Source organism: Halovenus halobia (genome assembly GCF_051414135.1).
In the GTDB taxonomy this organism is placed as follows: Archaea; Halobacteriota; Halobacteria; order Halobacteriales; family Haloarculaceae; genus Halovenus; species Halovenus halobia.
In genome coordinates this window covers 183,149-208,284 of record NZ_JBLKOA010000001.1, presented here as the reverse complement: position 1 = coordinate 208,284, position 25,136 = coordinate 183,149, and the positions used below count along the sequence as shown (strand labels likewise).

Here is a 25,136-nt window from a genome sequence, read left to right as displayed (position 1 = left end):
CAGCAAGGGACAGTATGCTCTCGCTCGCGCTTGCAGGCAAGCCAAACGCCGGCAAGTCGACCTTTTATACCGCCGCGACAATGGCCGACGTCGAAGTCGGCAACTACCCCTTTACCACGATTGACGCCAACAGAGGAGTCAGTTACGCCCGCACCGAGTGTCCCTGTCTCGACCGTGACCGCCGCTGTGACAGCGACAACTGCCGCGACGGCAAACGCTACGTCCCCGTGGAACTGTACGACGTTGCCGGACTGGTGCCGGGTGCTCACGAGGGAAGGGGACTGGGCAACCAGTTTCTCGACGAACTGACCGACGCCGACGCAATCCTCCACGTCGTCGACGCCGCGGGCGCGACCAACGAGGAGGGTGAACCGGTCGAAGTAGGCGAGCACGACCCCGTCGAGGACCTCGATTTCATCGAGCAGGAGATGGACCGCTGGCTGGCGTCGATTATCGAGCGTAACTGGGAGACGATCGAGCGCCAGTCTCGCTCGCCCGATTTCGACATCGACGACGCCCTGTCGGAGATGCTGACCGGCGTCGGCGCGACAGTTGCGGACATCGCGCTGGTTTTGCGTAACACCGAGTATCCAGAGGACCCGCGAGAGTGGGAGGAGGAGCACCGTCGAGAGTTGGCCCGTGAACTGCGTGCCCAGACCAAGCCGATGATTGTCGTCGCAAACAAGGCTGACATCGCCCCCGAGGGGAATATCGACCGTCTGCGCGAGGCGGCCGACCGGGTGATTCCGGTGACTGCCGACGGCGAACTCGCGCTCCGACGCGGGGCCGAGGCTGGCGTCGTCGAGTACGACCCCGGCGACGAGACGTTCGACATTAGCGGCGACGTGAGCGACCAGCAACGGGAGGGTCTCGAACAGATTCGAACAGTCACCGAGCAGTGGGGCGGAACCGGCGTACAACGAGCGCTGAATACCGTGGTCTACGACGTCCTCGACCAGATCACCGCCTACCCTGTCGAGAACGAGACGAAGTGGATCGATGGCAAGGGCCGAATGCTCCCCGACGCAGTTCTGCTCGACAGTGGGTCGACACCACTGGATTTGGCCTACGCCGTCCACTCAGACATCGGCGAGGGTTACCTCCACGCTGTCGACGCCCGCGAGAGTCGTCGGATTAGCGAAGACCATGAACTCGGAAAAGGCGACGTAATCAAAATTGTCAGCACCGCAAACTGAGCGCCAGCGTTAGCTGCTGGCGGGACTCGAAGCGTCAGACCGACTCTTTAGTTGCTCTCGAAGGACAGCACCAGCGTTGACTGCGATTAACCCGAACCCAACTTTCGTCACCAGGTCGAGATAGACGACGAGCAACACGTTCGTGAGCATGGTCAACAGGTCGAAGCCCGAGGGACTGAGCAGCCAGATAATCGGATAGATTGACCAGAGAATAACGGTCAAGTTCCGCAACCCACGGAACAGCGACTCTGTTGGCTGCCCGCGAGCGCGCTCAGTGAGTGGCCCGAGGAGGAGATAGGCGAGCACGAGGTAGGCAAGCCCACCGATGGCGAACGGAATGAACCGTTCGAGGCCGGGGAGGAGCGCTGCGCCGAGGCCACCGAGAATTACGACGACGTTGACCGCGACAATCTTTGCAACCAGCGACCGGCTTGCGTCCACCAATAGTGACAGATATAGTAGCAAAAGCGGCGTTGTGAGCAACCAGTCGATATATCGTGGCACCAAGACCATCCGGTTTCCAACGGAGACCGAACCGATTCCAATCGTCATCAACACGTACGCCACCGCAGCGATACCGCTGATTGCCGTCAGCGTGGCGTAGTATTTTCGAACGCTCTTGTCAGCCCGGACCAGCCCGATTCCGAAGACTGCTGTTCCGAAGACCATTCCGACCGCACCGACGGCAAACCACGTCGACGGTTCACCAATCATAGTGTGCCCTCCAGTGTTTGGCCATCAGTAGCGTGCTTCTCGCGTACCTCCGTCTCGTCGAGAATCTCCTGGAGCGAACTCGCCCGTTCGGAAAGTTCGTCAGTTTGGGTAAACACCGACTCGACTGACTCCTGCTGTCTGTTTGCCGCCTCGACAACTTCCGAGGACTGAGCGGCAGTCTCTTCGGAAATATTCGCCACGTCGTCAGTCATCGAGACGACCTGTTCGGCGGAGTTGGCCTGCGTGTCGGTGGACCGGTCGATCTCTTCGATTCCCGTATTGACCTCTTCAACATTTTCGACAATTCGTTCGAGCGCGTTGACGGTCTCTTCGACAGTCTCCAGTCCAGCAGAGATTCGCTCGCTGGTCTCCCGGATGTCGCTCGCTGTCTCGTCGGTCTGGCTCTGGACCTGCGTAATCAGCTCCTCGATTTCGGCGGTCGCTTCTTTCGTCTCCTCCGCGAGTGATTTGATCTCGTCGGCGACAACACCGAATCCTTCGCCTGCTTCACCCGCGCGAGCAGCCTCGATTGAAGCGTTGAGCGCCAGCATATTCGTCTGTTCGGCGATTTCGGCGATCAAGTCTGTCACTTCGCCGATGGCAGCCATCTCCGATTCGAGTTGTTCGATCGACCGGACCGCGTCCGTCGTCTGCTGTTCGACAGCGTTCATCTCACTGATGGCCTGTTCTGCGGTTTCGCGGCTCTGCTGGCCGGTCTGGACCGCCTCGCGAGACGTTGACGCCATCTCCGCCGCACTGGAGGCAATCTGTTCGGTCGCAGCCGAGATGTCCTCGATTTCACCGGCGATCGTCTGGATTTGTTCGGTTTGCTGGTCTGCGCCGTCAGAGATTTCCTGTATCGATGTGCTCACCTCCAGACTCCCTTCCTGAACTGCCGACGCTCGGTCGTTGACTTCCGCAGAGGCCACAGCAACTTCCTCTGCAAAGGAGTGAATCCGGCCGACCAGTCCCTCGATCTGTGTCATCATCTCGTTGAACGACGTTTCGATTTCAACCATCGCCTCGTTCTCAGTCTCTGCGTTCAGGCGCTGCGTGAAATCGCCGGCCGCACAGGCGTCCATCGTCTCGCTGAATCTGTCGGCGTCTCGCTGTAATTCCGCGTTGATTGTTTCGAGGCGTTCACGCTCCTGTTCGACCTCTGTACGGGCCTGTTTGGCACGTTCTTTCTCCTCGGTTGCCTCCTTGCGAGCCTGTTCGGCCTCCGCAATCGAGCCCTGAAGTGAGACGCGCATCTCCTCGAAAGAGTCGTATAGCCGGCCGATTTCGTCCGAACGACGAGTCGAGAGGTCAACATCGAGGTCACCGCCAGCGATCTGCTCAGTCTTGTATTCCAACCCGCGTAGCGACGTGGCCAGGTTCCCACCAACTGTCGCCGCGAACAGGCCAAGGTTGATCACCATGAGCAAAATTAGTCCCACAAACCCTGACAGTGCAACGTTGCGAACCGCCGTCGCGTCACCACTGGTCGCGACGGTTGCAAGCTCTGCACTCACTGCTGCCCCGAAAATTAGTGTGACGAGGAGGATCTGAGCAAACCCGACCCCCATCTTGAGCGTAAGGCTCTGTCGGGCCCGTTCCGGAAACAGAACGCTTGTTATGTTCATCAACTCTGAGTTGAGTTGCATCTTGTAAATACCCTTCAGCCTAATTTTCATTTTTGAAAGGGATCGTGACAGAATATGGAATTGTGTCGGTACAAAATTGTGTGTGAATATCAGGCACAGATTTATGCTGTTAGGTGAATAACACTTGCGTATGAGTGAGACAACAGACCGGCGTGAACTGAAGCCAGGGATGGTCGTGTACGACGAAGGGGGGGAACGGGTTGGAACGATTCGAGGCGTCGACGAGCACGGTTTCTACATCAAGGCCGACCCCGACGTGGAGGTGTTGGCAGGGCCGAACCAGTCGACCGAGCACGGCGACGCGCTGATGTGGCGCTGCTGGGAGTGTGGCGAGATGGGCCAAATCGAGAACATTCCAGAAAAGTGTCCGTCCTGCGGCGCAGCCAAGGAGGAAATTTACTACTGGCAAGAAGACTGACTCGCTGCGCTCGACAGGACTGCGCTGTGATAATTACTAAACGGCTGGGTCGACGACTCTGTGTATGAGCGAGATTCATCAGAATCAGCGTGTGGCCGTGCTTGCGGATTCGCAGAACCTCTATCACACGGCCCAGAGCATGTACACCCGGAATATCGACTACGCCGCGCTGCTGGAGGAGTGTGTCTCCGACCGAGAGTTGACCCGCGCGATTGCTTACGTCATCAGAGCAGACGCGCCCGAAGAGGAGTCCTTTTTCGACGCACTCGTCGACATCGGCTTCGAGACCCAGATCAAGGATATCAAAACCTTCGCCGACGGCTCGAAGAAGGCAGACTGGGACGTTGGTATCTGTCTCGACGCCATCACGCTCGCTAATCACGTCGATACAATTGTGCTCTGTACCGGCGACGGCGACTTTACGCGACTCTGTCACCACCTCAAACACGAGGGTGTCCGAATCGAAGTTGCCTGTTTCGCCGAATCGACCGCCGAGGAACTCGTCGAAGCGGCGGATAGCTTCCGGGACATGAGTAGTGATACGGACCGCTTCTTACTCTAAGCGAAGGCATTTGAGACTGGCCGCAAAATCACAGATAATGGCTGACGATATCACTGCGTTGCGGACCGTCGCGGATTACCAGTTCGGCCCCACCGCGGGCGAGCTGTTGTTTCCGCCGACAGAGGAGCTCTCAGTCACGCGGACAAGTTCGGGACGACTCCGACAGATTCACGCCGGTGAGCAGCGCCTCGGCACGTACGAACAGGACGGGCGCATCCGGCTGGGCATCGAGGGCGGCCAGCGCCTGCAGGACGGACTACAGGGAGCGTACCGCGTCGTTGTTGGTGACGAGAGCGAACCGTTCGTCAGAGACGGCAGAAACGCCTTCGCGAAGTTCGTCACCCGTGCAGACCAGGCAATCAGACCGCGAGACGAAGTGCTGGTCGAACACGAAGACGGTCGGCTGTTAGCCGTTGGCCGTGCAGAACTCTCCGGGCAAGGGATGCTCAATTTCCACACTGGAATGGCCGTTCAGGTGCGAGATACAATCGGAACCGCCTGATTAGTCAGCGGTGCTCGACTCTTCTGTGGCTTCTTCGTTGGCGTCGATGCCGAGTACCTCTGTCGGGTCGAGGTCAGTCGGTTCCTCTTGGCCGCCGACGTGGACTTCGCCGTCCGGCCCTTCGACGTAGACATCGTCGGCAAATCCGCCTTCTGCGTAGGGGTGTTCCGGTTCTTCGAGGTTCTCCGGCGTCGAGGGCGCGTCGGCAATTCCATCAGCGGGCCGGAAGTTCCCGAGTGGGTCCTCGATCGAAATACCGTGTGTCTCGAAAAACGTCTCGTACCGGTCGTAGTGCTCGCCGAGTTCCTCGACCGGGAACTCCATCATCTCGGTCCAGCCGTGATTGTAAAAGTCGAAGTTCGCCTGGATGTGGGTGATCTCTCGTGCGTCTGCCTCTGAGTGGCCTTCTTCCAGCGCCGCAACGTAGGTGTCCATCGTCGCGTCGAAGAAATCGTGCAGGTGCTCACGGCGGTCCGCTCGCCCGCTCTCCGCAGCCCGGTCCAGAAAGATATCGGTGTGCATGTCGACAAGTCGGTCCTCGACGATATCGCCGACGACCGGCATAGTCAGCGCCTGCTTCGATGCCCAGTGACGAACGTTCTGGCGGATTTTCATCGACTGAGTATTGGCGAGCGAGACATTTCACCTCGTCGGTCCCGGCGGTCGAACACGCCGACTGACCGCTGTTGTCCCCGATTTTGTTCCACAACTGAGAACGATCACTCAGATAGGACAACAATCGAATGAATCGATATTCAGCACCCGCAAAACGCAGGGAGTTCTCGTCCAAAACATCACGTTAATTCGTGTATAATCTGATAATTCGGAGTTGAATCGGTATTTTTCAGCACGAATGGGAGAGATGACAGCGTGAATTACACGAATAGCAACCCACATTAACCCCGGCGTATAACTACCGATATGAGCACGTCGCACGTAATCGTCGGCGACGGAATCGCGGGGAGTTCGGCGGCCGAAACCATCCGAGAGGAAGACCCCGACGCGGACGTGACGGTCATCACGGACGAAGGGGAGGCGCTGTACAACCGCATTCTGATCAAGGAGTTCGCGAAGGGGAAACTGCCGGAAGCACCGATTTCAATTCACGAACCGGAGTGGTACGAAGAGCGCGACATCGACCTCCAGTTGAACACACACGTCAACCGGGTCGACGCCGAGTCACAGACGCTGCACACCCACAGCGGAGAGAGCTACGACTACGACAAGCTGCTGGTGGCGACGGGGGGAACGCCAACACAGCTTCCAGTCGAGAACTCTGACGCTGAGGGAATTCACCACTTCTGGACGTTCGAGGACGCCCGTGAAATCAAAGAACACGCAGAAACGTCCGAGACGGGCGTCATCGTCGGGGCGGGCCTGCTCGGAATCGACCTCGCGGCAGTCTGTGCCGCACAGGGACTGGAATCGAAGTACCTGATGCGTGGCAATCGCTGGTGGCGATACGCACTCTCACTGGAGGGAGCCGAGATCATCCACGACGCACTCGAAGAGAAGGGTGTCGACCTGGAGTTCGACTCCGGCGTCGACCACTTCGAGGTGGACGACGACGGTCACGTCGAGGCTGCAGTTGACCCCAACGGCAAGCGATTCGACGCCGACTGGGTTGGGGTTGCAATCGGCCTGAATTTCAACACCGAGTGGCTGCACGGTAGCGGCGTCAAGTGTGACGACGGCGTCGTCGTCGACGAACACATGCAGACCAACGTCGACAACATCTACGCTGCTGGCGACATTACGCAGTTCTACGACACGCTGCTGGGCGAGCAGGCCCAGAACGGTGCGTGGGGCTCAGCCAAAGAACAGGGCGCAGTCGCGGCACAGAACATGGTCGCTGACGAGCCCGTGGAGTCCTTCCAGTGGGTCTCCTCGTACTCGATTACGCACTTCGAGTTCCCGTTCCTCTCCTTTGGACATCCGACGCTTGGCGACGAGACGGCCGAGCGAAAGTACTCCGACACCGAATGGCGACGGCTGGCGTTCAAGAACGGACAGCTGATCGGGGGCGTGCTGATTGGTGACCTCTCACAGCAGTCCGCGCTGAAACGAATTATCCGCGAGCAGCTGCAGGTCGCCGACCAGAAAGAGAAGCTGCTCGAACCGGATATCAACGTCGACAAACTCGAAGAGCCACCGCAGGCGGACTAGGCTCTGAAGGGACCGACGGCCTTTTTTTAGTAGACACCGGAGGATCTGGTATGGATGGCGGCAATGGCGATATGACGCTTGCGTTCGAGTTGGCCGCGCTGAAAGAGCTCCGTGCGCCGGATTCAGTCTTCACAGACGCCCGGCAGTGGACGAACTACGTGGGCGTGATTTCGGAGAAACCGACCTACGTCGTGACGAATTTCACGCGGAAACACCGAATCAGACAGGACTTCTTCTCGGGGCCGCGCAGCCGCGAGGAGAGCCTCGAAAACATCAAAGAGCAGTTCGACAGCGAGCGATACGTCTTCGTCGGCACGGAGTCGGCTGACGAGGAACTCGCCGGAAAGACTGGCTGGGAGTACGTCAACGTCGAAGACGCGGCCGAAGCCGCCAGTTGGCAGCTTGCGCCAGACGAGCAGCCCGAGCAAATCGAGCAGGAGAGTCGCGAAGACTGGCCGTAAGATGGCGGAACCACACGTCCCGGGCGGCACCGACGACCACCTCGATTTGCCCTGCGGCGAGACAGTCCACACCCACGACGTAGACCTGGGAATGCGCGAACTGGCCTGTGGCTGTGGCGCAACCCACGCCGTCGTGATGGATGTCCACCCGCTGGGCCGGTTCGTGCCAGACTTTCTCGTCGATACGCTCCGGGCAACGATTACGACCGACGACGATTACGACGAGTTCAGCACCGCTCACGCGCTCGCAATGGTCCGCGAGGAGCACCCAGATGATGTGGCAGTCGCCGACTGCTCAGCCGACGGGGAGGTCGGCTACGGCCTCGTCTGGGTTGCTGATATGGATTCTTACGAGCTCCACCGAACCGTCGTGGAACTGCTGGTCGAGCTGATGGAACACGCAATTAGCCACGCTGACGACGGTCCAACCGTTTCTGAGTTCGAGAAACAGCTCGAAGAATTCGAACTTGACGCCTTCGTTGACGCCTATCGGAGCGAACGGGACTTCGAGGACGAGTTCGACTCGGCGGTCTGAGTCGAGCGAGGACGAGACGTCCCTGTGGGAGTTCCGCGAACAGCGTGAGCGGAACAACGATGGACTCGTCCATCGGTTTTTCGAGGACGAGTACGACTCGGCGGTCTGAATCGACCCCAGCAGGAGCTTCCTGAGAACACCAAACCAGCAGACAGAGCGTGTCAGCTGTCGGGTGACTGGGCATGTCAACCAACCACACGAGTGCCGTGTATTTATAACGCGCTGTGGACAACAATGGCCTATGTCAGAAGAGCAGACGCAGTCGACCGCGGAGCGAATCAAACAGGAGCGACAGAACGCCGTCCAGCCAGAGCCATTCCTGAAGGAGGCAGGTGCTGTCAAGGACACGGGCGACGAGCAGAAACTCGCCTTCACCGACTCCTTCGCAGAGCGGGTCGCCGGTCACATCGAGAACCTACAAACCGAAGAGATTGATATCACAGACATCGCACAGTTGTTCGACGCTCCGGAGTCGGAAGTACTGGAGAAAGACCACGACTACACCGCCTGGCGGGTGTACAACACCGTTTACAACTGGCCCTCGGAGGGCGCGTTCGTGTTCGACGTTGCGACCGACCGCGCGCTTCGCGAGATTGAGCCCGCCTGGGACGACGTGCCCACGAACCAGCGTTTTATGATAGCCCAGTCTCTTCGGTCGTTCCAGGACTGGTGTCTGTTCTGCGATGGGACGATGGACTTCAACAACACGCCGGTGCAGTCCTGCTGTAGCGACAGGCAGGTCATCACGCTGTACTGCACGGACTGTGACCGCCGGTTCCTCGAGTTCAGGATGGAAGAGGACCAGGGTGTCGATATGAACAGCTAGGAGATGTAGACGGTGGTCTCGTCTGTGAGATTGGCCGCCTCTGGGTCGGCGACGTTGACTGCGGCCCGGATGGTGTGTTCGCCTCGCTCGGCGTGTTCCCACTCTCGTTTGCTCACCCGGAACATCCCCGACCAGGTGCGCCGAATCCGGAGGCGCTCGCCGCGGTCGAGTTTGAGTTTGTTCGTCTCTGTCGGCGGCTTCTCTAGAGAGACGTGTGACGCGCTCTGTGCGCCGTCGACAGTCCAAGTCCACAGCCGCGGCGAGTCGGTCGGTATCGTGACCGGCATCGGCAGTCTGTTCTTCAGGGTAAACTGAAACGGGATATCCTCGCCCTGTCCGATGGGGTCGTCCGGCGCCGTCAGGTCGACCGTCACGGCCCACCGCCGGACCCTGTGGGGGAGCAGTCGGTCACTCCAGGCAGAGCCGCTAATCGAACGAAACGACTGGGGCTTGGTCTCGCGCTGGCGCTCCCGGGGTGCAAGTGGCTCCTTGTCGTCGCGTTCGAGGGCATCCGATTCGTAAATCCGACGCATTAGTTGACGTAGCGGCTCAGAAGTAAACAACGTATCGTTTCGGTCAGTCGTCGGCCGCGGCGTCGCCGGTCTGGTCGGTCACGACCGGCTCTCCGGTGTTGTACTCGTCGGTGTACAGCAGACAGGAGACTTTCGTCTCGGCCGTCTGTTCCAGTTCGGGCTGCTGTTTCTCACACGGCGAGACGAAGACCTCTTCGAGTTTCTCCGCGGCGGCCGGCGGTTCCGCCTCGACGAGACGCTCGATAGCGGTCGAAAGGCTCTCCTCTGCGGTCGTGTCCGGCAACTGGGAGGGAATGCCGTACGCGTCTCGGAGCATCCTGTCGACGGCGTCTGGGTCGTCCTCGTCGTACTCCTCCTGGAGCTGTCCGCTTTCGCCCAGCGTGACGAGTTCTGTCGTTGACTCAGCCTCCCGTGCGTACAGTTTCAGCGTCAGAACCGAGCGGAACGTCTCCTGCTCGATACTCAGCTCTTCGGGCGGAATTACCCGGTGACACCGGGTGTGGAATCGACAGCCCGACGGCGGGTCGATAGCCGAAGGGACCTCGCCGTCCAGCAGAATCTTGTTGCCTTCCCAGCCCGGGTCCGGCTCCGGAATCACCGAGAGCAACGCCTCAGTGTAGGGGTGCCGTGGTGCGGTGAACAGCTCCTCGGTGGTGCCGACCTCGGCAATTTCGCCGAGATACATCACCGCGACGCGGTCGGAGATGTGCTCGACCACGCTCAGGTCGTGTGCGATGAAGATGTACGAGAGGTCGAACTCTTCCTGCAGGTTCGACAGCAGATTGAGAATTTGGGCCTGCACGGACACGTCCAGCGCACTGACCGGCTCGTCACAGATGATAACCTCGGGGTCGACCGCCAGCGCACGGGCGATGCCGATACGCTGGCGCTGGCCGCCGGAGAACTCGTGTGGGTAGCGGTAGGCGTGACTGCGGTTCAGCCCGACCGTATCCAGCAGTTCCTCGACGCGTTGGGCCCGTTCCTCGCCGGAGGCCAGGTCGTGAACGTCCAGCGGTTCACCGACGATGTCGCCGACGGTCATCCGGGGGTTCAAACTCGAGAACGGGTCCTGGAAGATGTACTGCAGGTCCGTCCGGAGGTCCCGGAGTCGGGAACTCGACAGTTCGGTCAGGTCGAGTTCGTCGACGGTACCGTCGTCGTTTCGCTGGCGGTACGTGACTGAGCCGTCGGTTGGCTCGATTAGCCGGAGCAGTGCGCGGCCGAGTGTCGTCTTGCCACAGCCACTCTCGCCGACCACGCCGAGAGTCTCACCCGGTTGCAGTGTCAGGTCGACGCCGTCGACTGCTTTGACTGTGTTCGAGCGACCCAGCAGCGAATCGACGAAACTGCCACCTGTCTCGTAATACTTCTTCAATCCGTCAACTTCGAGAATCGGCTCTGTGGTCCTACTCATGTTGCTCACCTACTGCCGTGTTGTCGACACTCACGTCGAAGGAGAGCCCTTGCGTGAGGTCACCGGTGTATTCGAGACAGCTTACACCGCGTTCGTCCTCCGCTTCTGCCGGTTCGCCGGTCTCAGGTTCGACCAGCATCGGGTCCTTCTTGGTACAGGCTTCCTCTGCGTAGGGACACCGAGGGTGGAACGAACAGCCAGATGGAACCTCGATGAGGTCCGGCATCGTCCCCGGGATGGTCTTCAGCCTGTCCGCACCCGTTCCGATACGGGGAATCGAGGCCATCAACCCGACCGTGTAGGGGTGTTTCGGGTCGTAGAACAGTTCGTCGACCGGCGCCTTCTCGACCGGCCGACCGGCGTACATCACGACCACCCGGTCGACCAACTCTGCGATGACCCCTAGGTCGTGGGTGATGAGCGTAATCGACGTGTCGAACTCGTCGCTGAGTGTCTCCAGTTCACCGAGAATCTTCGCCTCGGTCATCACGTCGAGCGCAGTCGTCGGCTCGTCGGCAATCAACAGGTCCGGGTCGCACGACAGTGCCATCGCGATGATGACACGCTGTTGCATCCCGCCGGAGAACTCGTGGGGATAATCTCCGTAGCGCGCCTCTGCGTCCGGAATACCAACCTGATCCAGCAACTCGATTGTCCGCTCCTTGGCCTCTTTGTCGCTGTAATCGAGGTGGTGTCGAATCGCCTCCGAGATTTGCTCGCCGACGGAGTAGACCGGATTCAGCGCGGTCTGTGCGTCCTGGAAGATCATCGCAATTCGGTTGCCCCGGATTCGCTGGATGGCCTTCTCGGGTGCTCGGAGCAGTTCGATGTAGCTCCGGTCGCCGTTTTTGACGATAAAGTCCTGCTCGTCGATGAGGCCGACATCCGAGCCGTAGCCGCCTTCGAGGACTCGCTGAATGCTGAGTTCGTCGGCTGGCACATCGGTTAGGTCGTCGCCAGCGTACCGGCTATCGCCAGTCAGTTCCTCCGCAGAGGCGCCCTCTTCGTCGAGTGACTCCGCGAGTGACGTCCGGTCGGTCTCGTTGCGGAGTTCTTCGAGGTCAACGACCTTGTTCGGGAAGTCCTCCTCGAACGTCTGGACAGCGTCGTCCTCGTAGAAGCGGATTGCGCCGCTGTCGATCCGTCCGGGGTCTTCGATGAGCCGGAGCAGCGACAGCGCACTCACGCTCTTGCCGGCACCGCTCTCACCGACGACGCCGAATTTCTCTCCCCGGTCGATCTGGTAGGAGAGGTCATCGACCGCTCGCACGACACCGTCGGGGGTGTAGAATTTCACGGTCAGGTTGCTGACTTCCAGCAGCGTCATCCGCCACCACCTGCGGCGTCGATTCCTTCGCCACCCTGTGCGTCCAAGGCGTCGTTGATAGCATCACCAATCATGTTCATCGCCATCACGAACAGGAACAGCATCATTCCCGGGAAGACCGTGACCCACCATCGAATCCAGCCACGGGCGCTGAGAACCGTCCCCTGTTCTGCGTTAATCATCGTTCCCCACTCAGGCGTGCCGGGTGGGAAGCCGAGCCCGAGGAAACCGAGTGCCGCGACACCGATGACGACAGTCCCGATTGAGAGCGTCGCCTGGACGATAACCGGTGCAATCGAGTTCGGGACGACGTGACGGAACAGCACCCGACGGTCCCGGGCACCCAGTGCCTTCGCTGCGAGCACGTACTCGTTTTGCTTGACTTTCAGAATCTCACCACGGATGAGACGGGCGTAGCCTGCCCAGCCGGTCGCGGTAAACGCGAGCACCAGCGGCCAGTAGCCCTTGCCCAACAGCGACAGGATCACAATCGCCAGCACGAGTCCGGGGAAGGCGAAAATCATGTCGACGAAGCGCATGAGAACGCCGTCGACTTTGCCGCCGAAGTAGCCCGAGATACCGCCGTAAATCACGCCGAAGGTTCCCGAGATGGCCGTCACGATGAGGCCAATCGTCACGCTGTAGCGCGTGCCCGCCATGACCCGCGAGAAGACGTCACGACCGAGCGTGTCGGTCCCGAACGGGTAATCCAGCAGCGACCCCTCCGACCACGGGAGGAAACTCGGGTAGGCGTAGTTTTCTGTCGTGCCAGCCACGAACTGCTGACCCGGGTCGTACGGCGTAATCGAGATGGGCTGGATGGTGACTCCGAACGCCCGGATTGGCTGGGAGAATATCGCCAGCAACACCATCACGAACACGACAGCCCCACCGATGAGTGCCAGCCGGTCCCGTCTGATTTCGCGAGCGACCCGTCGCCACCTGCTCTCGAGGTTGGTGTCTTTATCGTCACTCCAGTCGGACAGCTCCTCTCGCTGTTCGACTACATCCGCGTCGAATCCGTTGATTGTGATTCGTCCTCGTTTCGTTGACATAGTTAGTATTCGTCTCTGATTCGTGGGTCGAGTACGGCGTACATGATATCAGCGACCAGGTTCATGAGCACAATCGCAGTCCCGGTGAACAGCGTGATAGCGAGAATGAGATTGATTTCCTGTCTCGTGGCCGCCGTAACGAATGCCCTTCCCAGACCCGGCCAGCCGAACACCTGTTCGACGACAACCGAACCGGCGACGATACCTGAGGTCAGGAAGGCTGCAACGGTGACGACCGAGATGAGCGAGTTTCGCAACACGTGTTTGAGCATTACCGTCCGCTCAGGAAGGCCCTTCGCACGCGCAGCGGTCACGTACTCTTTGTTCATCTCCTCGATCATCGACGTTCGCATGATACGCATCAGGTTCGCCGCTGCTGCCGACCCAATCGTGATTCCTGGCAACAACAGCCACGTGAGTGTTTTCGCGTGGAGTAACGGCGTCTGTGGCGTCGATGCGCTGAAAATACCCAGTTGTGCGGAGAAGAACCCGAGCAGTATCAGCCCGAGCCAGAAGTTCGGGATCGAGATACCGGTCAGTGCGGCGAACCGGCCGACATCGTCGCCGAGTTGGCCTTTCTTGAGTGCGGAGTAGATACCAATCGGGATGGCGATCAACAGCGCAATCACCCACCCGTACAGCCCGAGGAGGACTGTCTCCTTCCAGCGGGCGGCGATCAGCTCGCCCGCGTCCAGTCCACGGGAGTAGACCGGCCCGAAGTCACCTTGAAGGGCGCTCCCGAGCCAGTCCAGGTACCGGATATAAATCGGCCTGTTGATCCCGAGTTCCTCGCGTAACCTCGCGTAGTCTGCCTGCGTCGCGTCGGGATTGATCCCGATAATCACGTCCACCACGTCAATCGGCGCGAGGTTGACGAGAAAGAAGGTGATCATCGACACCCCAAGCAGGATTGGGATAGAAACTAACACGCGGCGAATGATAAACCGTCGAAGGCTCATAGTTGTAATAGAGTTACCGGAGCCGCCTAGTTGCCGTCGCCGTTACCGCTGTCTCCTTCACGGTCGATGTACGCGATGAGTCCTTCACCGTCGTTACCATACGGTGCGTGGAGCGAGTACGTGAGGAGGGCCCGCGGGTCAGGATACGCGTTGTATCCCTGGACGGGGGGACCGGCGACAGCGACGTTCAGCGAGTAGTCGATGATGGTGTTTCCAACTGTCTCGGTGATTCCCGGCCAGACATCCTGGTAGGCTTCCTGTCGAGCGCTGACGTCCGTGACGGCATCGAGTCCGAACCGAGCCTCGTCGATACTATCGGTGAAGTCGAAGGTGCCCGGCGGGTGGAAGAAGTTACAACAACCGTTGTAGCTGTCGGGGTGGTGAATCCCTCGGGCATAGCTGTCGGGGTCGAAGCCGGCAGTCAACCCGAGCATCGCCGTCGCGTTTCGGTCCATGTAATCCGCTGTCGCCGACTCCTGAATGAGGGTCTGGCGGAACCAAGTGGTGAGATCCGCAGGGAGATTGACTTCACAGTCCTCGAACACGTCGGTTTCGTTCATCTCGCCGGTGATGAGCTGGTTTTTCTGCTGGCGAGACGCGTTGCCCGAGTTGGTGTCAATGGTGACCGAAAGCGGCGTTTCGACACCGGAGTCGTTAACCAGCGAATTCACTTCGTCGGTCTGGGGTTCGACAGGGTATGCCCAGTCGGCATTCTCGGCGACTTCTTCGTAATCGCCTTCGATTGCCGGCCCCGCGGACGGTACCGGGAAAGGCAGGCGGGCGGGCGACGCCCAGCCGTCCTCGACGGTGTCGACAATTTGCTTCCGAGGAATGACACTTTGGATTGCCTGGCGGACGCCCTGGTTGCTCAGCGGTCCGTCGCCCTCAATCGGAATCTGCATGAAGTTGTACCCGGTCGCGTCTGCTGCAGAGACCCGGTAGTCACTGAACTGGTCACTTTGCTGGAACGTCGTCTGGTCCGCCGGCGAGAGTCCGTAGGCAACATCGACCGAGCCGTCTTTGAGCGCTGCGGTTCGTTGGCTCTGGTTGGACTGGAAGCGAATGTTAATCTCGTCGATGACCGGCCCAGCCGGGAAGTCCTCCGGACCATTCCACCACTCCTTGTTCTCGAGGCCGATATCTTCGAGCCAGTAGTTGTCTGTCCGCGACAACAGCAGCTGATTGCCCTCCTCGAACTCTTCGACTTCGTAGGGACCGGTGCCAACCGGCGTCGGACCGCCGCCACGTGGGTCGAGTTCGCCCGGCGGGACGTCGATGTGTTCCGACGGGAAGATGGTGAACGGGATAATCGAGACGCTCGCAGTCGCGTCCGGTTCCAGCGAGTACATCTCGACGCTGTAATCGCCGGTCGAACGAGCGTGCAGGAAGGAATCGAACTGCTGGCCTTCGAGCGTGCCGCCGACGAACCGGTCGTACGAGCGGACGATGTTCTCCGAGGTCAGTTCTTCGCCGTTGTTGAACGTGATGCCTTCGTGGACGCTGGCCTCGATTTTTGTCCCGTAGGTGCCGCCGTCGACTGCAGCGCCGGCCTCCTCACGAGTCAGCAGCCGCATCATGTCGCCCTCGCCCAGATCACCGTTGCCGACGGCGGACACATCGTCGGGGTGTCGACTGATGACGAGATTGTTCTCGCCCAGCTCGAATGTGGCGATGCCGTTTGTGACGCTCGCAATCTCGTACTCCGCCATATACTCCGTATAGTCGTTATTCGAGGCGTCTGAGGTGGACGCGCTGACATCCTGTGCGTCAGTCACCTCGAAGGAGTTAGCCATCCAGTTCAGGCTTTCACCCTGTGGCGTCGTGACGCGGAGTCCGTCGTAGACGGTGTTGAATGCAACTGCGTCTGCCGCCGACCCGGACTGAGCCTGGTCGTACTGGCCGATGCTACCGACTGGGAGCGCAAAGTTCAGCCGTCCCCCTTCTACGATGTCGGTCGTGTCTACGTCTGCTTGGTCACGCGCGTCATCTGGGTCTGCGTCTTCTTGTTCACCGCCGAAACAGCCAGCGGTGGCAGCGACGCCAGATGCTGCAAGGCCGGCGAGAAGCCGGCGTCGGTTGAGATCCGGTGCACGGTCGTCCGAGTGTTCTGAAGATGCCATGAGTGTTGTGTTGTACTGCAGTGTTGTTTTCTGCGCTGTGCTGGGTCCGCGTGTAGCAGGTAATCCCTATGACGCTACGATATGTATCACCAATTTCCCACAATAGTAATAAAGTTTTCCCGGAATCTGACCCACGCATCTAAACAAAATGAATGTACAGCTTAGAAAATAATCTCCACTGTTTGTCACCAGTTGTCAGTGTGCCGTCGGTGGGTTTTTGATGCGGTACAACTCCTTGGTAAGTGAACTCTACACACAGTAACATACGATACCTGACACACAGCGGCTGAGAACTCTGGCTGAACCGGACGAAAACCTGTTACCAGCCAATTTGAGGTAATAATGGATATGTCAAAACAGCCTCAGGCGGGCCTCACAAACCAGTTTGCTGGAATTACCTTCAACTGTACAACCTCACTCCAGCGGAAAGCCGGCGTCGGTAGACACAGTCACAATTTCAGTATCCGAGTGGGCCACCGAGTTTCTTCCGAGTGACGTCTCCGACCAGAGAGCCGATATACGCCACCGGAAGCAGGATCACAACGGTTAGAATCAGCCAGACAAGCGCGATGGCTACGGAGGTAAACAAGATATCGCCGGTCCCCCGGATGCCAAAGACGAAGACAACCCGCAGGTACACGAGCACTGGCGTTATGAGGAGCGTTCCGAATAACGTCCCGATAGCGGCACTGTTCCCCGAGTTCTGATAGTAGTCGCTTCGGAATGAACTGACAACGCCGGCCAAAAAGGCGCCGTGAGCGAGTAACTGCGGTTGGCCCAGCACGAAGTTTCCAACCAGCCCACAAATGATAACGACCCCTGCCGCCCAGAGGACGGGACCCAGGTCAACCTCGATAGCGGGGTCAACTGTGTCTCGCATTATGTGTCGATGAGAGAGCAACGCAGTTGTACCTTTATGTTCAGGAGGACGTGCACGCAGTCCAGCGCCAGCGTCAGCCACAACTGAAGGAAATTTCAGTAGCGCGGTTTACAGAAATATCATTCAGATTGAACTTATACGATACCGGCCACTACAGACAGATATGATGAAACGACAGCAACCCAGAGATGACTCGGTTACGAGTGGCTATCTCACAGCTGGCCTGCTCGGCGCAGTACTGGTGGTGGTAGCCCACCCCGTGCTTGTAGCGCTGAGTGTCTTCACTGTGGGCGCTGTGGCCCTGTCTGCCCGGACGGCGTGGCAACAGGCGACCAGTCACGGTCTCGGCCTCCCCGGAATCAGCGCCAGACTCTGCGTTGAAACCGGAACAACACACGAGAGAGACGCGTGGGCGATGAGAGTCTCACTTACCGAGCGTTAACACCCCGTGCAGGAACACGTACGAATCGAGTGAACAGTGTTCAGAAGACACCCTACTCAAGACAGATGTAAGTGCGCGTGTCGACGACGCCGTCGAGACTCGTGAGGTCAGTCGCAACCGCGTGGATGACTTCGTAGACTTCTCCGCCCTGCACTTCAGCAATCACGTCGTATTGCCCCGCGACAACGTGCGCCTCCAGTACGGGGTCCATCTCCAGTACACGCTCGCGAACCGTCGCGGACTCGCCCGCAGCAGTTTTGATCATAATAAATGCCTGAACCATTATGGTATGTTACGACATGTCAGGAGAAAAGTGTTCCCCCCGGGATAGTTTTATCCCCCTCCTTGTCGTACGGTAACACATGCGTTTCGTAATTCTGGGCGCGGGTCGGGTTGGACTGCGGACCGCGCGGGCAATTCGGGAGTCCGACCACGAGGTCGTGCTCATCGACCCCGACGAGACAGCCGTCAGGCGGGCACGCTCAGAAGGGTTCGAGGTCATCCATGGCGACTGCACAGACGAGGCAATACTCAGCGAGGCGGGGATCGAAACCGCCGACTCCGTCGGAGCATTGACCGGCAACCTCAACGCTAACTACGCGGCCTGTGCGATTGCCAACCAGTACGGCTGTCGGACAGTCATGCGGATCGACGAGGACTACCGCGAAGATATCTACCGTCGCTACGTCAAGGAGGTCGACCAGATCGTCTATCCGGAGCGTCTCGGCGCAATTGTCGCGAAAAACGCCCTGACCGGCGGCAACATCCGCGCTATTGCGGATATCGAGCAGTCCCTGCAGATTGTCGAGTTCACTGTTACCCCCGAGTCGCCAATGGAAGACTACACACTGAGTGAACTCGAACTCCCGGGAGCAGCACGACTGATTGCATACGGCCCGGCAGGCGAGGCGCTTCGACTTCCGGACGCGGACGACTCTCTTGAGAGCGGTGACAGAGTCGTCGTCCTCGGAGAAACAGAGAATATCAACAAGGCCCGGCAGTTGATCGTCGGCGAATCAGCGCAAGCGCAACTTGGAGGTGCCTAAGATGGTACGAGCATACGTCATGATCAAGGCGAACACGAGCGAGGCGGACCGACTCAAAGACGCAATCACGGCTATCGACGGCGTCGAGCGGACACATATCGTCGCTGGCGACGTGGACCTCATCGCCGTCGTCGCTGTCGATGCGCCGAGTCAGGTCAAAGATATTGCTGCAACAGAAGTCCAGTCAATCGACGGCGTCAGCGGTACACAGACCTATATTGCGATGGACTAGAGCGGCGTGCCGCCGCGGGTGGCCCCGTCGTCGCCCTGACTTGCTGCCGAAAGCAAGTCAGCAACCGGTGAGACGTACTCGTAGCCCGGCACAATCCCCTCGACGTACGTTCCCTCGACATATTCGACGAAGGTTTTTGCAATTGCGGCGGCCCGGTCAGCGTCGCCCCACTCGAAGGTGAAGGTGATCTGGAGTTCGTCGTCAATTTCTTCGACAGAGAGGTCGTGCAAGTCGACGTTCGAGCGGGTAGCCTGCGGGGCGTCTTCGAGTCGCCGTTCGAGGGTGTCTCGCCAGCCATCTTCGACGGCCGGACCGACCGCCTCGGTGGTCGCTGCCGAAAGCGTCGGCACAAAGACGGTAACGGTGTAGGTATTCTTCCAATCTGGCCCCTCGCTTGCGCGAACGAACCCGTCGAACACAGTCGTCTCGACGGCGTATCCTTCCTCGGTGTCAGTAATTGCGTCGTGGCCCTCGAACGCGTCGCGGGCAGAATCAGGAATCTCCGCTGTCATACCCCAATGTAGGCGCTGAGCCGTCAAAAGGTCGGCGTCTCTCTCTGCACGCAGTCAGGATTTTTGCCGGCCGAGCGAGTAGCTGTTGTATGGCCGAACGAACGACACTCTGCGAACGGTGTGGCTATCGAGTTCGCTGGGACCCTGAGACCCGCGCGGGACCGCGCGTCTTCTACGAGGATGGCGAGTGCCCAAGCTGTGGGGAATCGTTCGGCGACCGCGCACCAGTCTCGGCGCGCCGCGGCTCGAAACGCCGGTGACGGTAGGCATATCAGTCACGGCCGCGACGGTACGGCCATGCAAGCAGTACTGCTAGCTGCGGGGCAGGGAACTCGGCTGCGACCGCTGACCGACTCCCTCCCGAAGCCGATGGTACCAGTCGCCGACCGCCCGCTGGTCGCCCACGCCGCCGACGCGGCCGTCGAGGGCGGCGTTTCTGAATTGATTATCGTTGTCGGATACGAACGCGAGGAGCTGACCGCGTATTTCGGCGAGTCCTACCGGGATGTTCCGGTGACGTTCGTCACACAGAGTGAGCAACGCGGGACCGCGGACGCAGTGCGGGCGGCAGCACCCGAGCTCGATGGCCCGTTTGTCGTCATCAACGGCGACAATCTCTACGACGACAGTATCGCTGCACTGTTCGAGGAGGGCCCCGCAGTTGCTGCGATGCCCGTCGACGACCCAACGAACTACGGCGTGCTGTCGACGGACGGGTCGACAGTGACCGACATTGTCGAAAAACCTGCGGACCCACCGTCGAATCTCGCGAACGCCGGAGCCTATCAGTTCCCGGCCGCCGCACAGGAGTATCTCGATGTCTCGGAATCTGAGCGCGGCGAATACGAACTCACAGACGTGCTCGCCCGCGTCATCGACGAGTTCGACGTCCGAGTTGTCGAACTCGACCGCTGGCTCGATGTTGGCCGACCGTGGGAACTACTCGAAGCCAACGAATGGCGACTCGGAACTCTTGACCGTCGACTCGACGGCACTGTCGCCGACACTGCGACGATTAACGGGGCTGTTGTGGTCGAAGACGGTGCGACCGTCAAGTCAGGGTCGGTCATCGAAGGCCCTGCATATATCGGCGAAGGCGCGACCGTGGGACCCAACGCCTACGTGCGCGGGCGAACACTGCTCGCCGAGAACACGAAGGTCGGCCAATCGGTCGAAATCAAAAACAGCGTCATCATGGCAAAGAGCGCGGTTCCCCATCTCTCCTACGTGGGCGATAGTGTACTCGGCCGGGAGGTGAACTTCGGTGCCGGAACCAACGTTGCAAACCTCCGTCACGACGGCGGAGACGTTCAACTGACCGTCAAAGGCGAGCGCGTCTCGACCGGCCGGCGAAAGTTCGGCGTTGTCGCGGGTGACGATGTAAAAACAGGAATCAATACGAGCCTGTCTCCGGGCGTCGTGCTCTCGACGGGTGCGCGGACAACACCTGGCGAGTCCGTCACTAGAGACCGGTGACATGACGACAGCGTTGCGCTTCCGGCGGTACGACCCACGAGACCAGTCGGCAGTTGTGGAGCTACACGAGTGGGCGATGCGTGAGGCGGGCACCGACCCAGCCGACATTCCCGGGACTGAGGACGTTCGACACATCGAAGCGACATATCTCGACGGCGACGGCGAGTTCGTGGTCGGTATTGTCGACTCACTGGACCCGTCAGTGCCGGAAACGTTCGACGGACAGGTAGCTGCAATGGGTGGATTCCTGCCCAACGAGTCGGGCCACGACGACGAGCGAACCGTTCCGGGCAGTGTCGAACTCCACCGGATGCGCGTCGCGCCGCCGGCACAGGGCCAGGGATTCGGTCGGGCGTTACTGGCCGAACTCGAAGGGCGAGTCGACGACAGCTACGAGCGACTGCTGGCGACAACAGCACAACGCCAGCGCCGAGCACTCGCACTGTACGCCGACGCTGGCTACGACGAAGTCGAGCGGTCCGAGCACGGCGAGTACGAACTCATCCACTTCGAGAAACAGATGCGTGAGCACTGAATACGCCACCGCAGCTATCACGTATTGAAACCAGACCTCGTTGGCCACAATGGATATAAGACGGGAGTTCGTTAGTTCCGGCGAACAACGTGGCGAACCACGGGAGGCCAGACAGATGTCGGGGAGGCTGGCCGCACCGAGCGCGCCCGAACGGCCGCTGCGATAGGGGAGCGGCTACTATCAGATGAAACGATTGCGAATCAAGACGAGGATATGACAGATAACCATACTGAGCGAGCACAGACACAAATAGACTTCACGATTGGGATCAGCGTGTTTCTGGGTGCAATCATCTTTATTTTCGTGTTTGCACCCGGAATCCTGACACCGTTTACTATCACCGGACAGTCAGAAGCTGTGACCGTCGACCGGACTGCCGACTATCTCGCACAGGATACACTGGGCAGCCCCGACGAACCGTACATCCTCGACCGCGGCTGTACGGTGGCCTTTTTCGACCGGGCAGACGACGAGGACCCGGACACGAACGACGACACCTGCCGATACGACGACAAGCCACTGAACGAACAGCTCGGGCTTGCTGACTATCGGGCGGTCAACATAACGCTCCGTGCGAATCTGACCGGCGGCAGCGGGCTCTCGCAATTGTACTGGGATGAGGACGACCGCGAACTGACGACTGACGAGTCTGTTGGTGACGTGGAACTGACGATTGGTGACCCGCTCGAACAGCAGCGCTCGACCACGACCGCAACGCGAATCGTCACCCTCGCTGGCGAGGATGTAACAATGGAGGTGGTCGTCTCCTGATGCGCTCTCGTGATGACCGCGGACAGGCGTACACGCTCGAAGCCGTCGTCGCCGCAATCGTGCTACTGACTGCCGTCGCGTTCGCGCTACAGGTGACGATTGTGACGCCGCTATCGGCGAGTACTTCGAGCCAGCATATCGAGGGTCAGCAGCGTGCAGTCGCACAGGGCGTGCTCGCGAGCGCGGCCGAAGATGGCTCGCTGGAAGCGGCAGTGCTGTACTGGAACGAAACTGGACAGCGATTCCACAACACGGCCGGACAGGGGTTCTACACGGACGACCCACCGGACAACGAGTTCGGGCAAAAACTCGAACAGGCGTTCACTCAGGAGGGAATCGCCTACAACGTCATCGTCCGGTACCAGTCGACGACGGGGACGATAAACCAGGAGACGATGGTTCTGCAAGGGACACCGAGTGACAACGCGATTTCTGCGACGCGGACGATCAGTCTCACCAACGATACACGAATCGTGAACGAGGACGGAACGCGCAACGAGACAACTGTGGCCGAGGCCGACCTGTACATCAGAAACGGCCCACCACCACAGTTAGAGCCAAATAGCGACGGGCTGTACAACATCGTCGTCGTGGAGGTGGTCGCATGGCGAATCTGAGTCCGGGCGATGACCGCCGGAGCGACCGCGCACAGCTCATCCTCGTCACAGCGTTCGCACTGGCAGCCATTTTCCTCGGTCTCGCCATCATCGTCAACTCGGCAATTTTCACCGAAAATCTTGCAACCCGTAGCGAGAATGTCGACTCGACGGAGGCGCTCGAATACCGACACAGCACGACACAGGCCGTGGGCAACGTGATTGGCTATGCCAACAAATTCAACAGTACCGGAACTGACCCCACACCCGTCTGGCGGAGCGTGAGTCGAAGTATCGGGGAACTCAACGATTACACCGGCATTCAACAGGCTCGAAGCGGTACGGCAGTCGCTCTCGAACTCAACAGCACGACAAACGGGTCGCGTATCTTCCAAACCGATGGGACGAGTTTCGAGTCGAACAGGTCCAATGCAAGTTGGACACTGGCGGACAACGTTGACCAGACTCGCGCGTTCGAGATCAACGCATCGAACATCGACAATCCGTTCTCAGTCATCGTCAACGATAGCTCGAATACGTGGGAAGCCGAGATCGACAGCGGGTCGATAACCGTTACGAGACCGAGCGGAGCGTCCGAGACGTGTTCGGAAACCATCGAGACGGTTGACCTGACCGACGGAACAGTCAACGGCGAGCCGTGTCCGGCACTGATCGACACCGAAAACGGCGAGCCACTGCACTTTGGAGCAGGTGTCGGTCCAGACTACACCGTCCGATTCGAGAACGCCGACGAGATTTTCGGCAACTACAGCCTCGTCGTCGACAATACAAGTCTCAGTTCGTCGAACGACAACTACGCCGATGTCGGCGGCCCCGGTGATGGCCCTCGCGTGACGCCCGCAATGTACAGTGCCATCGTCGAGATGCACTACCAGACGCCAGAAATTGAGTACCACACATTGGTTCGGGTTGCCCCGGGTGAGCCACGATGACGAATCGAGCGCTCTCAACGGCGCTGGGATACGTGTTGACGCTTTCTATCACCGTCATCCTGGTCTCGGGGCTGATCCTCGCTGGCGGAAGCTTCGTCGAGGATCAACGCGAGGAAGTCATTCGGACTGAACTCGATATTATTGGCGAACAGGTGGCAACACACGTCAATGCAGCAGACCGACTCAACCAGAGTGGCATGGGCGAGAGTACAGTTCGTATTGAACAGCGCTTCCCTGCACGGGTGGTCGGGAGTTCCTACCAGATATATCTGGAGGAAGACGGGCCGCAATTGCGTCTCGAAAGCTCACGGCCTCAGATAGAGGTGACCGTCGCGCTCACAAACACGACTGCACTGGCGGATTCGAGTGCGTCTGGCGGGGAAATCATCGTCAGGTACGACCAATCTGAGGACGCGGTGGTGGTCGACAGTGCCTAACCTTCCCGGTGGGCCGGCCGGCCCTGGCGAGCGTGACCGGGCACTGAGTGAGGTCGTCGGCTACATCCTCATCTTTTCGCTGATTTTCCTGACCGTCGGGTTCGTCTCGATCAGCGGATTGCCGGCACTGGACTCGGCCAAACAGTCCGAGCAAAGCCGGAATGCCGAGCGCGCGTTCGACATTCTCGAGAACAACCTCGCAGAGATCTACGGTCAGGGAGCCCCCTCCCGAGCGACCGAGATCAGTGCTGAGACAGGTGCCGTCGAGCTCCGAGACCCAGTCGTGGTCAACGTCAGCGTGACTGAGGCTGGGAGCGGCAACGTCACCTTCGACCGGTCTGAAATCAATCCAATCGCGTTCACCGGGCTCGGCGACACTGAATACATCTACTCGGGCGGTGCAGTGTTTCGCCAACAGTCTGGAGCCAGCTTCATGTTGCAGGAACCGCCAATCGACTTCGACGAGGAGCGAGGATTCGTAACCGTTGTCCGAACGTTCGGAGACGCCTCAATATCTGCTGGTGGTGCCACGGTTCTCGTGCGGGCAAGTTCGACGAGGCGGTCGGTGGTCGCCACCGACACGTCACTGTCAGATAACCGATACAAACAGCTAACAATCAACATCTCTGGCTCTCCGCGACAAGGGACCTGGCGAGAGTTCCTCGAATCGGAGTTGCCGGACCCGAACACGAGCTGTACGGCCAGTGGCGGGAGCCTCGAATGTGAGGTCGACCTCGACGACGGCGGTAACGAGATTAGACAGACGTTCGTGACGGTGCAGGGAATCAGAGTTACGATAGAAATCTAACGCCAGAAACAGCG

The 25,136-nt window shown here is 59.5% G+C and carries 31 protein-coding genes; 19 read left to right on the top strand and 12 right to left on the bottom strand.

Translation table 11 applies throughout. From position 1 onward, the window contains the following. The first annotated feature begins 14 nt into the window (after window positions 1-14). Entirely contained in the window at window positions 15-1,196 is a 1,182-nt protein-coding gene (locus ACMGFM_RS01125; RefSeq protein ID WP_436900444.1) for a redox-regulated ATPase YchF, read from the top strand. Between the two features lie 9 nt (window positions 1,197-1,205). Here the strand turns inward: ACMGFM_RS01125 and ACMGFM_RS01120 are convergent, their stop codons facing one another. Together ACMGFM_RS01120 and ACMGFM_RS01115 are read right to left on the bottom strand one after the other, a co-directional pair. Further along, window positions 1,206-1,910 (bottom strand): bacteriorhodopsin, encoded by a 705-nt coding sequence (locus tag ACMGFM_RS01120; RefSeq protein WP_436900442.1) that lies wholly within the window; start codon window positions 1,908-1,910, stop codon window positions 1,206-1,208. Then, on the bottom strand, window positions 1,907-3,556 hold the full coding sequence (locus tag ACMGFM_RS01115; protein WP_436900441.1) for a methyl-accepting chemotaxis protein: 1,650 nt from the start codon (window positions 3,554-3,556) through the stop codon (window positions 1,907-1,909). Before ACMGFM_RS01115 ends, ACMGFM_RS01120 begins: the two co-directional genes overlap by 4 nt. A gap of 130 nt (window positions 3,557-3,686) precedes the next feature. Here ACMGFM_RS01115 and ACMGFM_RS01110 point away from each other — a divergent pair, with 130 nt between their 5' ends. The 3 genes from ACMGFM_RS01110 to ACMGFM_RS01100 all read left to right on the top strand — a co-directional run bounded on the left by ACMGFM_RS01110 (window position 3,687) and on the right by ACMGFM_RS01100 (window position 5,038). Next, on the top strand, window positions 3,687-3,974 hold the full coding sequence (locus tag ACMGFM_RS01110) for a DUF7130 family rubredoxin-like protein (protein WP_436900439.1): 288 nt from the start codon (window positions 3,687-3,689) through the stop codon (window positions 3,972-3,974). A 64-nt stretch (window positions 3,975-4,038) separates the two neighbouring features. After that, window positions 4,039-4,536, top strand: a complete 498-nt coding sequence (locus ACMGFM_RS01105) for a LabA-like NYN domain-containing protein (RefSeq protein WP_436900438.1) — start codon at window positions 4,039-4,041, stop codon at window positions 4,534-4,536. Between the two features lie 37 nt (window positions 4,537-4,573). After that, the gene (locus ACMGFM_RS01100) at window positions 4,574-5,038 is read left to right on the top strand and encodes a PUA domain-containing protein (RefSeq protein WP_436900437.1); all 465 of its coding nucleotides are present in this window, start codon (window positions 4,574-4,576) and stop codon (window positions 5,036-5,038) included. On the opposite strand, the gene ACMGFM_RS01095 is transcribed toward ACMGFM_RS01100, so the two are convergent. Beyond that, entirely contained in the window at window positions 5,039-5,653 is a 615-nt protein-coding gene (locus tag ACMGFM_RS01095; RefSeq protein ID WP_436900436.1) for a DUF6149 family protein, read from the bottom strand. Window positions 5,654-5,959: 306 nt separating this feature from the next. Between ACMGFM_RS01095 and ACMGFM_RS01090 the strand changes: the two genes are divergently transcribed. The 4 genes from ACMGFM_RS01090 (at window position 5,960) to ACMGFM_RS01075 (ending at window position 9,026) form a co-directional block, all read left to right on the top strand. After that, the gene (locus tag ACMGFM_RS01090) at window positions 5,960-7,204 is read left to right on the top strand and encodes an NAD(P)/FAD-dependent oxidoreductase (protein ID WP_436900434.1); all 1,245 of its coding nucleotides are present in this window, start codon (window positions 5,960-5,962) and stop codon (window positions 7,202-7,204) included. A 50-nt stretch (window positions 7,205-7,254) separates the two neighbouring features. Then, window positions 7,255-7,665 carry a DUF7124 domain-containing protein gene (locus tag ACMGFM_RS01085; protein ID WP_436900433.1) on the top strand — a complete coding sequence of 137 codons (411 nt, stop codon included), beginning with the start codon at window positions 7,255-7,257 and terminating at the stop codon, window positions 7,663-7,665. Window position 7,666: 1 nt separating this feature from the next. Next, entirely contained in the window at window positions 7,667-8,200 is a 534-nt protein-coding gene (locus ACMGFM_RS01080) for a DUF5815 family protein (RefSeq protein WP_436900432.1), read from the top strand. 241 nt (window positions 8,201-8,441) lie between these two features. After that, window positions 8,442-9,026 carry a DUF8054 domain-containing protein gene (locus ACMGFM_RS01075; protein ID WP_436900431.1) on the top strand — a complete coding sequence of 195 codons (585 nt, stop codon included), beginning with the start codon at window positions 8,442-8,444 and terminating at the stop codon, window positions 9,024-9,026. On the opposite strand, the gene ACMGFM_RS01070 is transcribed toward ACMGFM_RS01075, so the two are convergent. The 7 genes from ACMGFM_RS01070 to ACMGFM_RS01040 all read right to left on the bottom strand — a co-directional run bounded on the left by ACMGFM_RS01070 (window position 9,023) and on the right by ACMGFM_RS01040 (window position 17,314). Beyond that, window positions 9,023-9,559, bottom strand: coding sequence for a DUF7974 family protein (locus tag ACMGFM_RS01070; protein WP_436900430.1), 537 nt, complete (start codon window positions 9,557-9,559; stop codon window positions 9,023-9,025). The two genes, ACMGFM_RS01075 and ACMGFM_RS01070, sit on opposite strands and share 4 nt — an antisense overlap. A 43-nt stretch (window positions 9,560-9,602) precedes the next feature. Then, on the bottom strand, window positions 9,603-10,973 hold the full coding sequence (locus ACMGFM_RS01065; protein WP_436900429.1) for an ABC transporter ATP-binding protein: 1,371 nt from the start codon (window positions 10,971-10,973) through the stop codon (window positions 9,603-9,605). Then, window positions 10,966-12,300: an ABC transporter ATP-binding protein gene (locus ACMGFM_RS01060; RefSeq protein ID WP_436900428.1), complete on the bottom strand. Its 1,335-nt coding sequence runs from the start codon at window positions 12,298-12,300 to the stop codon at window positions 10,966-10,968. The genes ACMGFM_RS01065 and ACMGFM_RS01060 overlap by 8 nt, the downstream gene beginning before the upstream one ends. Then, complete coding sequence (locus ACMGFM_RS01055; RefSeq protein ID WP_436900427.1) at window positions 12,297-13,355, bottom strand: ABC transporter permease; 1,059 nt, start codon at window positions 13,353-13,355, stop codon at window positions 12,297-12,299. Before ACMGFM_RS01055 ends, ACMGFM_RS01060 begins: the two co-directional genes overlap by 4 nt. 2 nt (window positions 13,356-13,357) lie before the next feature. Then, the gene (locus tag ACMGFM_RS01050; protein WP_436900426.1) at window positions 13,358-14,314 is read right to left on the bottom strand and encodes an ABC transporter permease; all 957 of its coding nucleotides are present in this window, start codon (window positions 14,312-14,314) and stop codon (window positions 13,358-13,360) included. A gap of 26 nt (window positions 14,315-14,340) precedes the next feature. Next, a complete protein-coding gene (locus ACMGFM_RS01045) occupies window positions 14,341-16,434 on the bottom strand; it encodes an ABC transporter substrate-binding protein (protein ID WP_436900425.1) in 2,094 nt (697 codons plus the stop codon). A gap of 457 nt (window positions 16,435-16,891) precedes the next feature. After that, the gene (locus tag ACMGFM_RS01040) at window positions 16,892-17,314 is read right to left on the bottom strand and encodes a DUF5518 domain-containing protein (protein ID WP_436900424.1); all 423 of its coding nucleotides are present in this window, start codon (window positions 17,312-17,314) and stop codon (window positions 16,892-16,894) included. Window positions 17,315-17,477: 163 nt separating this feature from the next. On the opposite strand from ACMGFM_RS01040, the gene ACMGFM_RS01035 reads away from it, so the two are divergent. Beyond that, the gene (locus ACMGFM_RS01035) at window positions 17,478-17,756 is read left to right on the top strand and encodes a hypothetical protein (RefSeq protein WP_436900423.1); all 279 of its coding nucleotides are present in this window, start codon (window positions 17,478-17,480) and stop codon (window positions 17,754-17,756) included. Window positions 17,757-17,808: 52 nt separating this feature from the next. On the opposite strand, the gene ACMGFM_RS01030 is transcribed toward ACMGFM_RS01035, so the two are convergent. Next, window positions 17,809-18,039 carry an Lrp/AsnC ligand binding domain-containing protein gene (locus tag ACMGFM_RS01030; protein WP_436900422.1) on the bottom strand — a complete coding sequence of 77 codons (231 nt, stop codon included), beginning with the start codon at window positions 18,037-18,039 and terminating at the stop codon, window positions 17,809-17,811. 79 nt (window positions 18,040-18,118) lie between these two features. On the opposite strand from ACMGFM_RS01030, the gene ACMGFM_RS01025 reads away from it, so the two are divergent. Together ACMGFM_RS01025 and ACMGFM_RS01020 are read left to right on the top strand one after the other, a co-directional pair. After that, window positions 18,119-18,802 carry a potassium channel family protein gene (locus ACMGFM_RS01025; protein ID WP_436900420.1) on the top strand — a complete coding sequence of 228 codons (684 nt, stop codon included), beginning with the start codon at window positions 18,119-18,121 and terminating at the stop codon, window positions 18,800-18,802. Between the two features lies 1 nt (window position 18,803). Then, entirely contained in the window at window positions 18,804-19,034 is a 231-nt protein-coding gene (locus ACMGFM_RS01020) for an Lrp/AsnC ligand binding domain-containing protein (protein ID WP_436900419.1), read from the top strand. Here ACMGFM_RS01020 and ACMGFM_RS01015 read toward each other — a convergent pair. Then, the gene (locus ACMGFM_RS01015; RefSeq protein ID WP_436900418.1) at window positions 19,031-19,546 is read right to left on the bottom strand and encodes a DUF5813 family protein; all 516 of its coding nucleotides are present in this window, start codon (window positions 19,544-19,546) and stop codon (window positions 19,031-19,033) included. The two genes, ACMGFM_RS01020 and ACMGFM_RS01015, sit on opposite strands and share 4 nt — an antisense overlap. 89 nt (window positions 19,547-19,635) lie before the next feature. Here ACMGFM_RS01015 and ACMGFM_RS01010 point away from each other — a divergent pair, with 89 nt between their 5' ends. The 8 genes from ACMGFM_RS01010 to ACMGFM_RS00975 all read left to right on the top strand — a co-directional run bounded on the left by ACMGFM_RS01010 (window position 19,636) and on the right by ACMGFM_RS00975 (window position 25,122). Then, window positions 19,636-19,806: a hypothetical protein gene (locus tag ACMGFM_RS01010; protein WP_436900417.1), complete on the top strand. Its 171-nt coding sequence runs from the start codon at window positions 19,636-19,638 to the stop codon at window positions 19,804-19,806. 37 nt (window positions 19,807-19,843) lie between these two features. Continuing rightward, window positions 19,844-21,022, top strand: a complete 1,179-nt coding sequence (gene glmU / locus ACMGFM_RS01005; protein WP_436900416.1) for a bifunctional sugar-1-phosphate nucleotidylyltransferase/acetyltransferase — start codon at window positions 19,844-19,846, stop codon at window positions 21,020-21,022. A 1-nt stretch (window position 21,023) separates the two neighbouring features. Continuing rightward, complete coding sequence (locus ACMGFM_RS01000; RefSeq protein ID WP_436900414.1) at window positions 21,024-21,557, top strand: GNAT family N-acetyltransferase; 534 nt, start codon at window positions 21,024-21,026, stop codon at window positions 21,555-21,557. 213 nt (window positions 21,558-21,770) lie between these two features. Beyond that, window positions 21,771-22,328, top strand: a complete 558-nt coding sequence (locus ACMGFM_RS00995) for a DUF7287 family protein (RefSeq protein ID WP_436900413.1) — start codon at window positions 21,771-21,773, stop codon at window positions 22,326-22,328. After that, entirely contained in the window at window positions 22,328-22,945 is a 618-nt protein-coding gene (locus ACMGFM_RS00990) for a DUF7288 family protein (protein ID WP_436900412.1), read from the top strand. Before ACMGFM_RS00995 ends, ACMGFM_RS00990 begins: the two co-directional genes overlap by 1 nt. Further along, on the top strand, window positions 22,933-23,877 hold the full coding sequence (locus tag ACMGFM_RS00985; protein WP_436900410.1) for a hypothetical protein: 945 nt from the start codon (window positions 22,933-22,935) through the stop codon (window positions 23,875-23,877). Before ACMGFM_RS00990 ends, ACMGFM_RS00985 begins: the two co-directional genes overlap by 13 nt. Further along, window positions 23,874-24,314 carry a DUF7266 family protein gene (locus tag ACMGFM_RS00980; protein WP_436900408.1) on the top strand — a complete coding sequence of 147 codons (441 nt, stop codon included), beginning with the start codon at window positions 23,874-23,876 and terminating at the stop codon, window positions 24,312-24,314. Before ACMGFM_RS00985 ends, ACMGFM_RS00980 begins: the two co-directional genes overlap by 4 nt. Continuing rightward, window positions 24,307-25,122, top strand: a complete 816-nt coding sequence (locus ACMGFM_RS00975; RefSeq protein WP_436900406.1) for a DUF7289 family protein — start codon at window positions 24,307-24,309, stop codon at window positions 25,120-25,122. Before ACMGFM_RS00980 ends, ACMGFM_RS00975 begins: the two co-directional genes overlap by 8 nt. Window positions 25,123-25,136 lie beyond the last annotated feature (14 nt).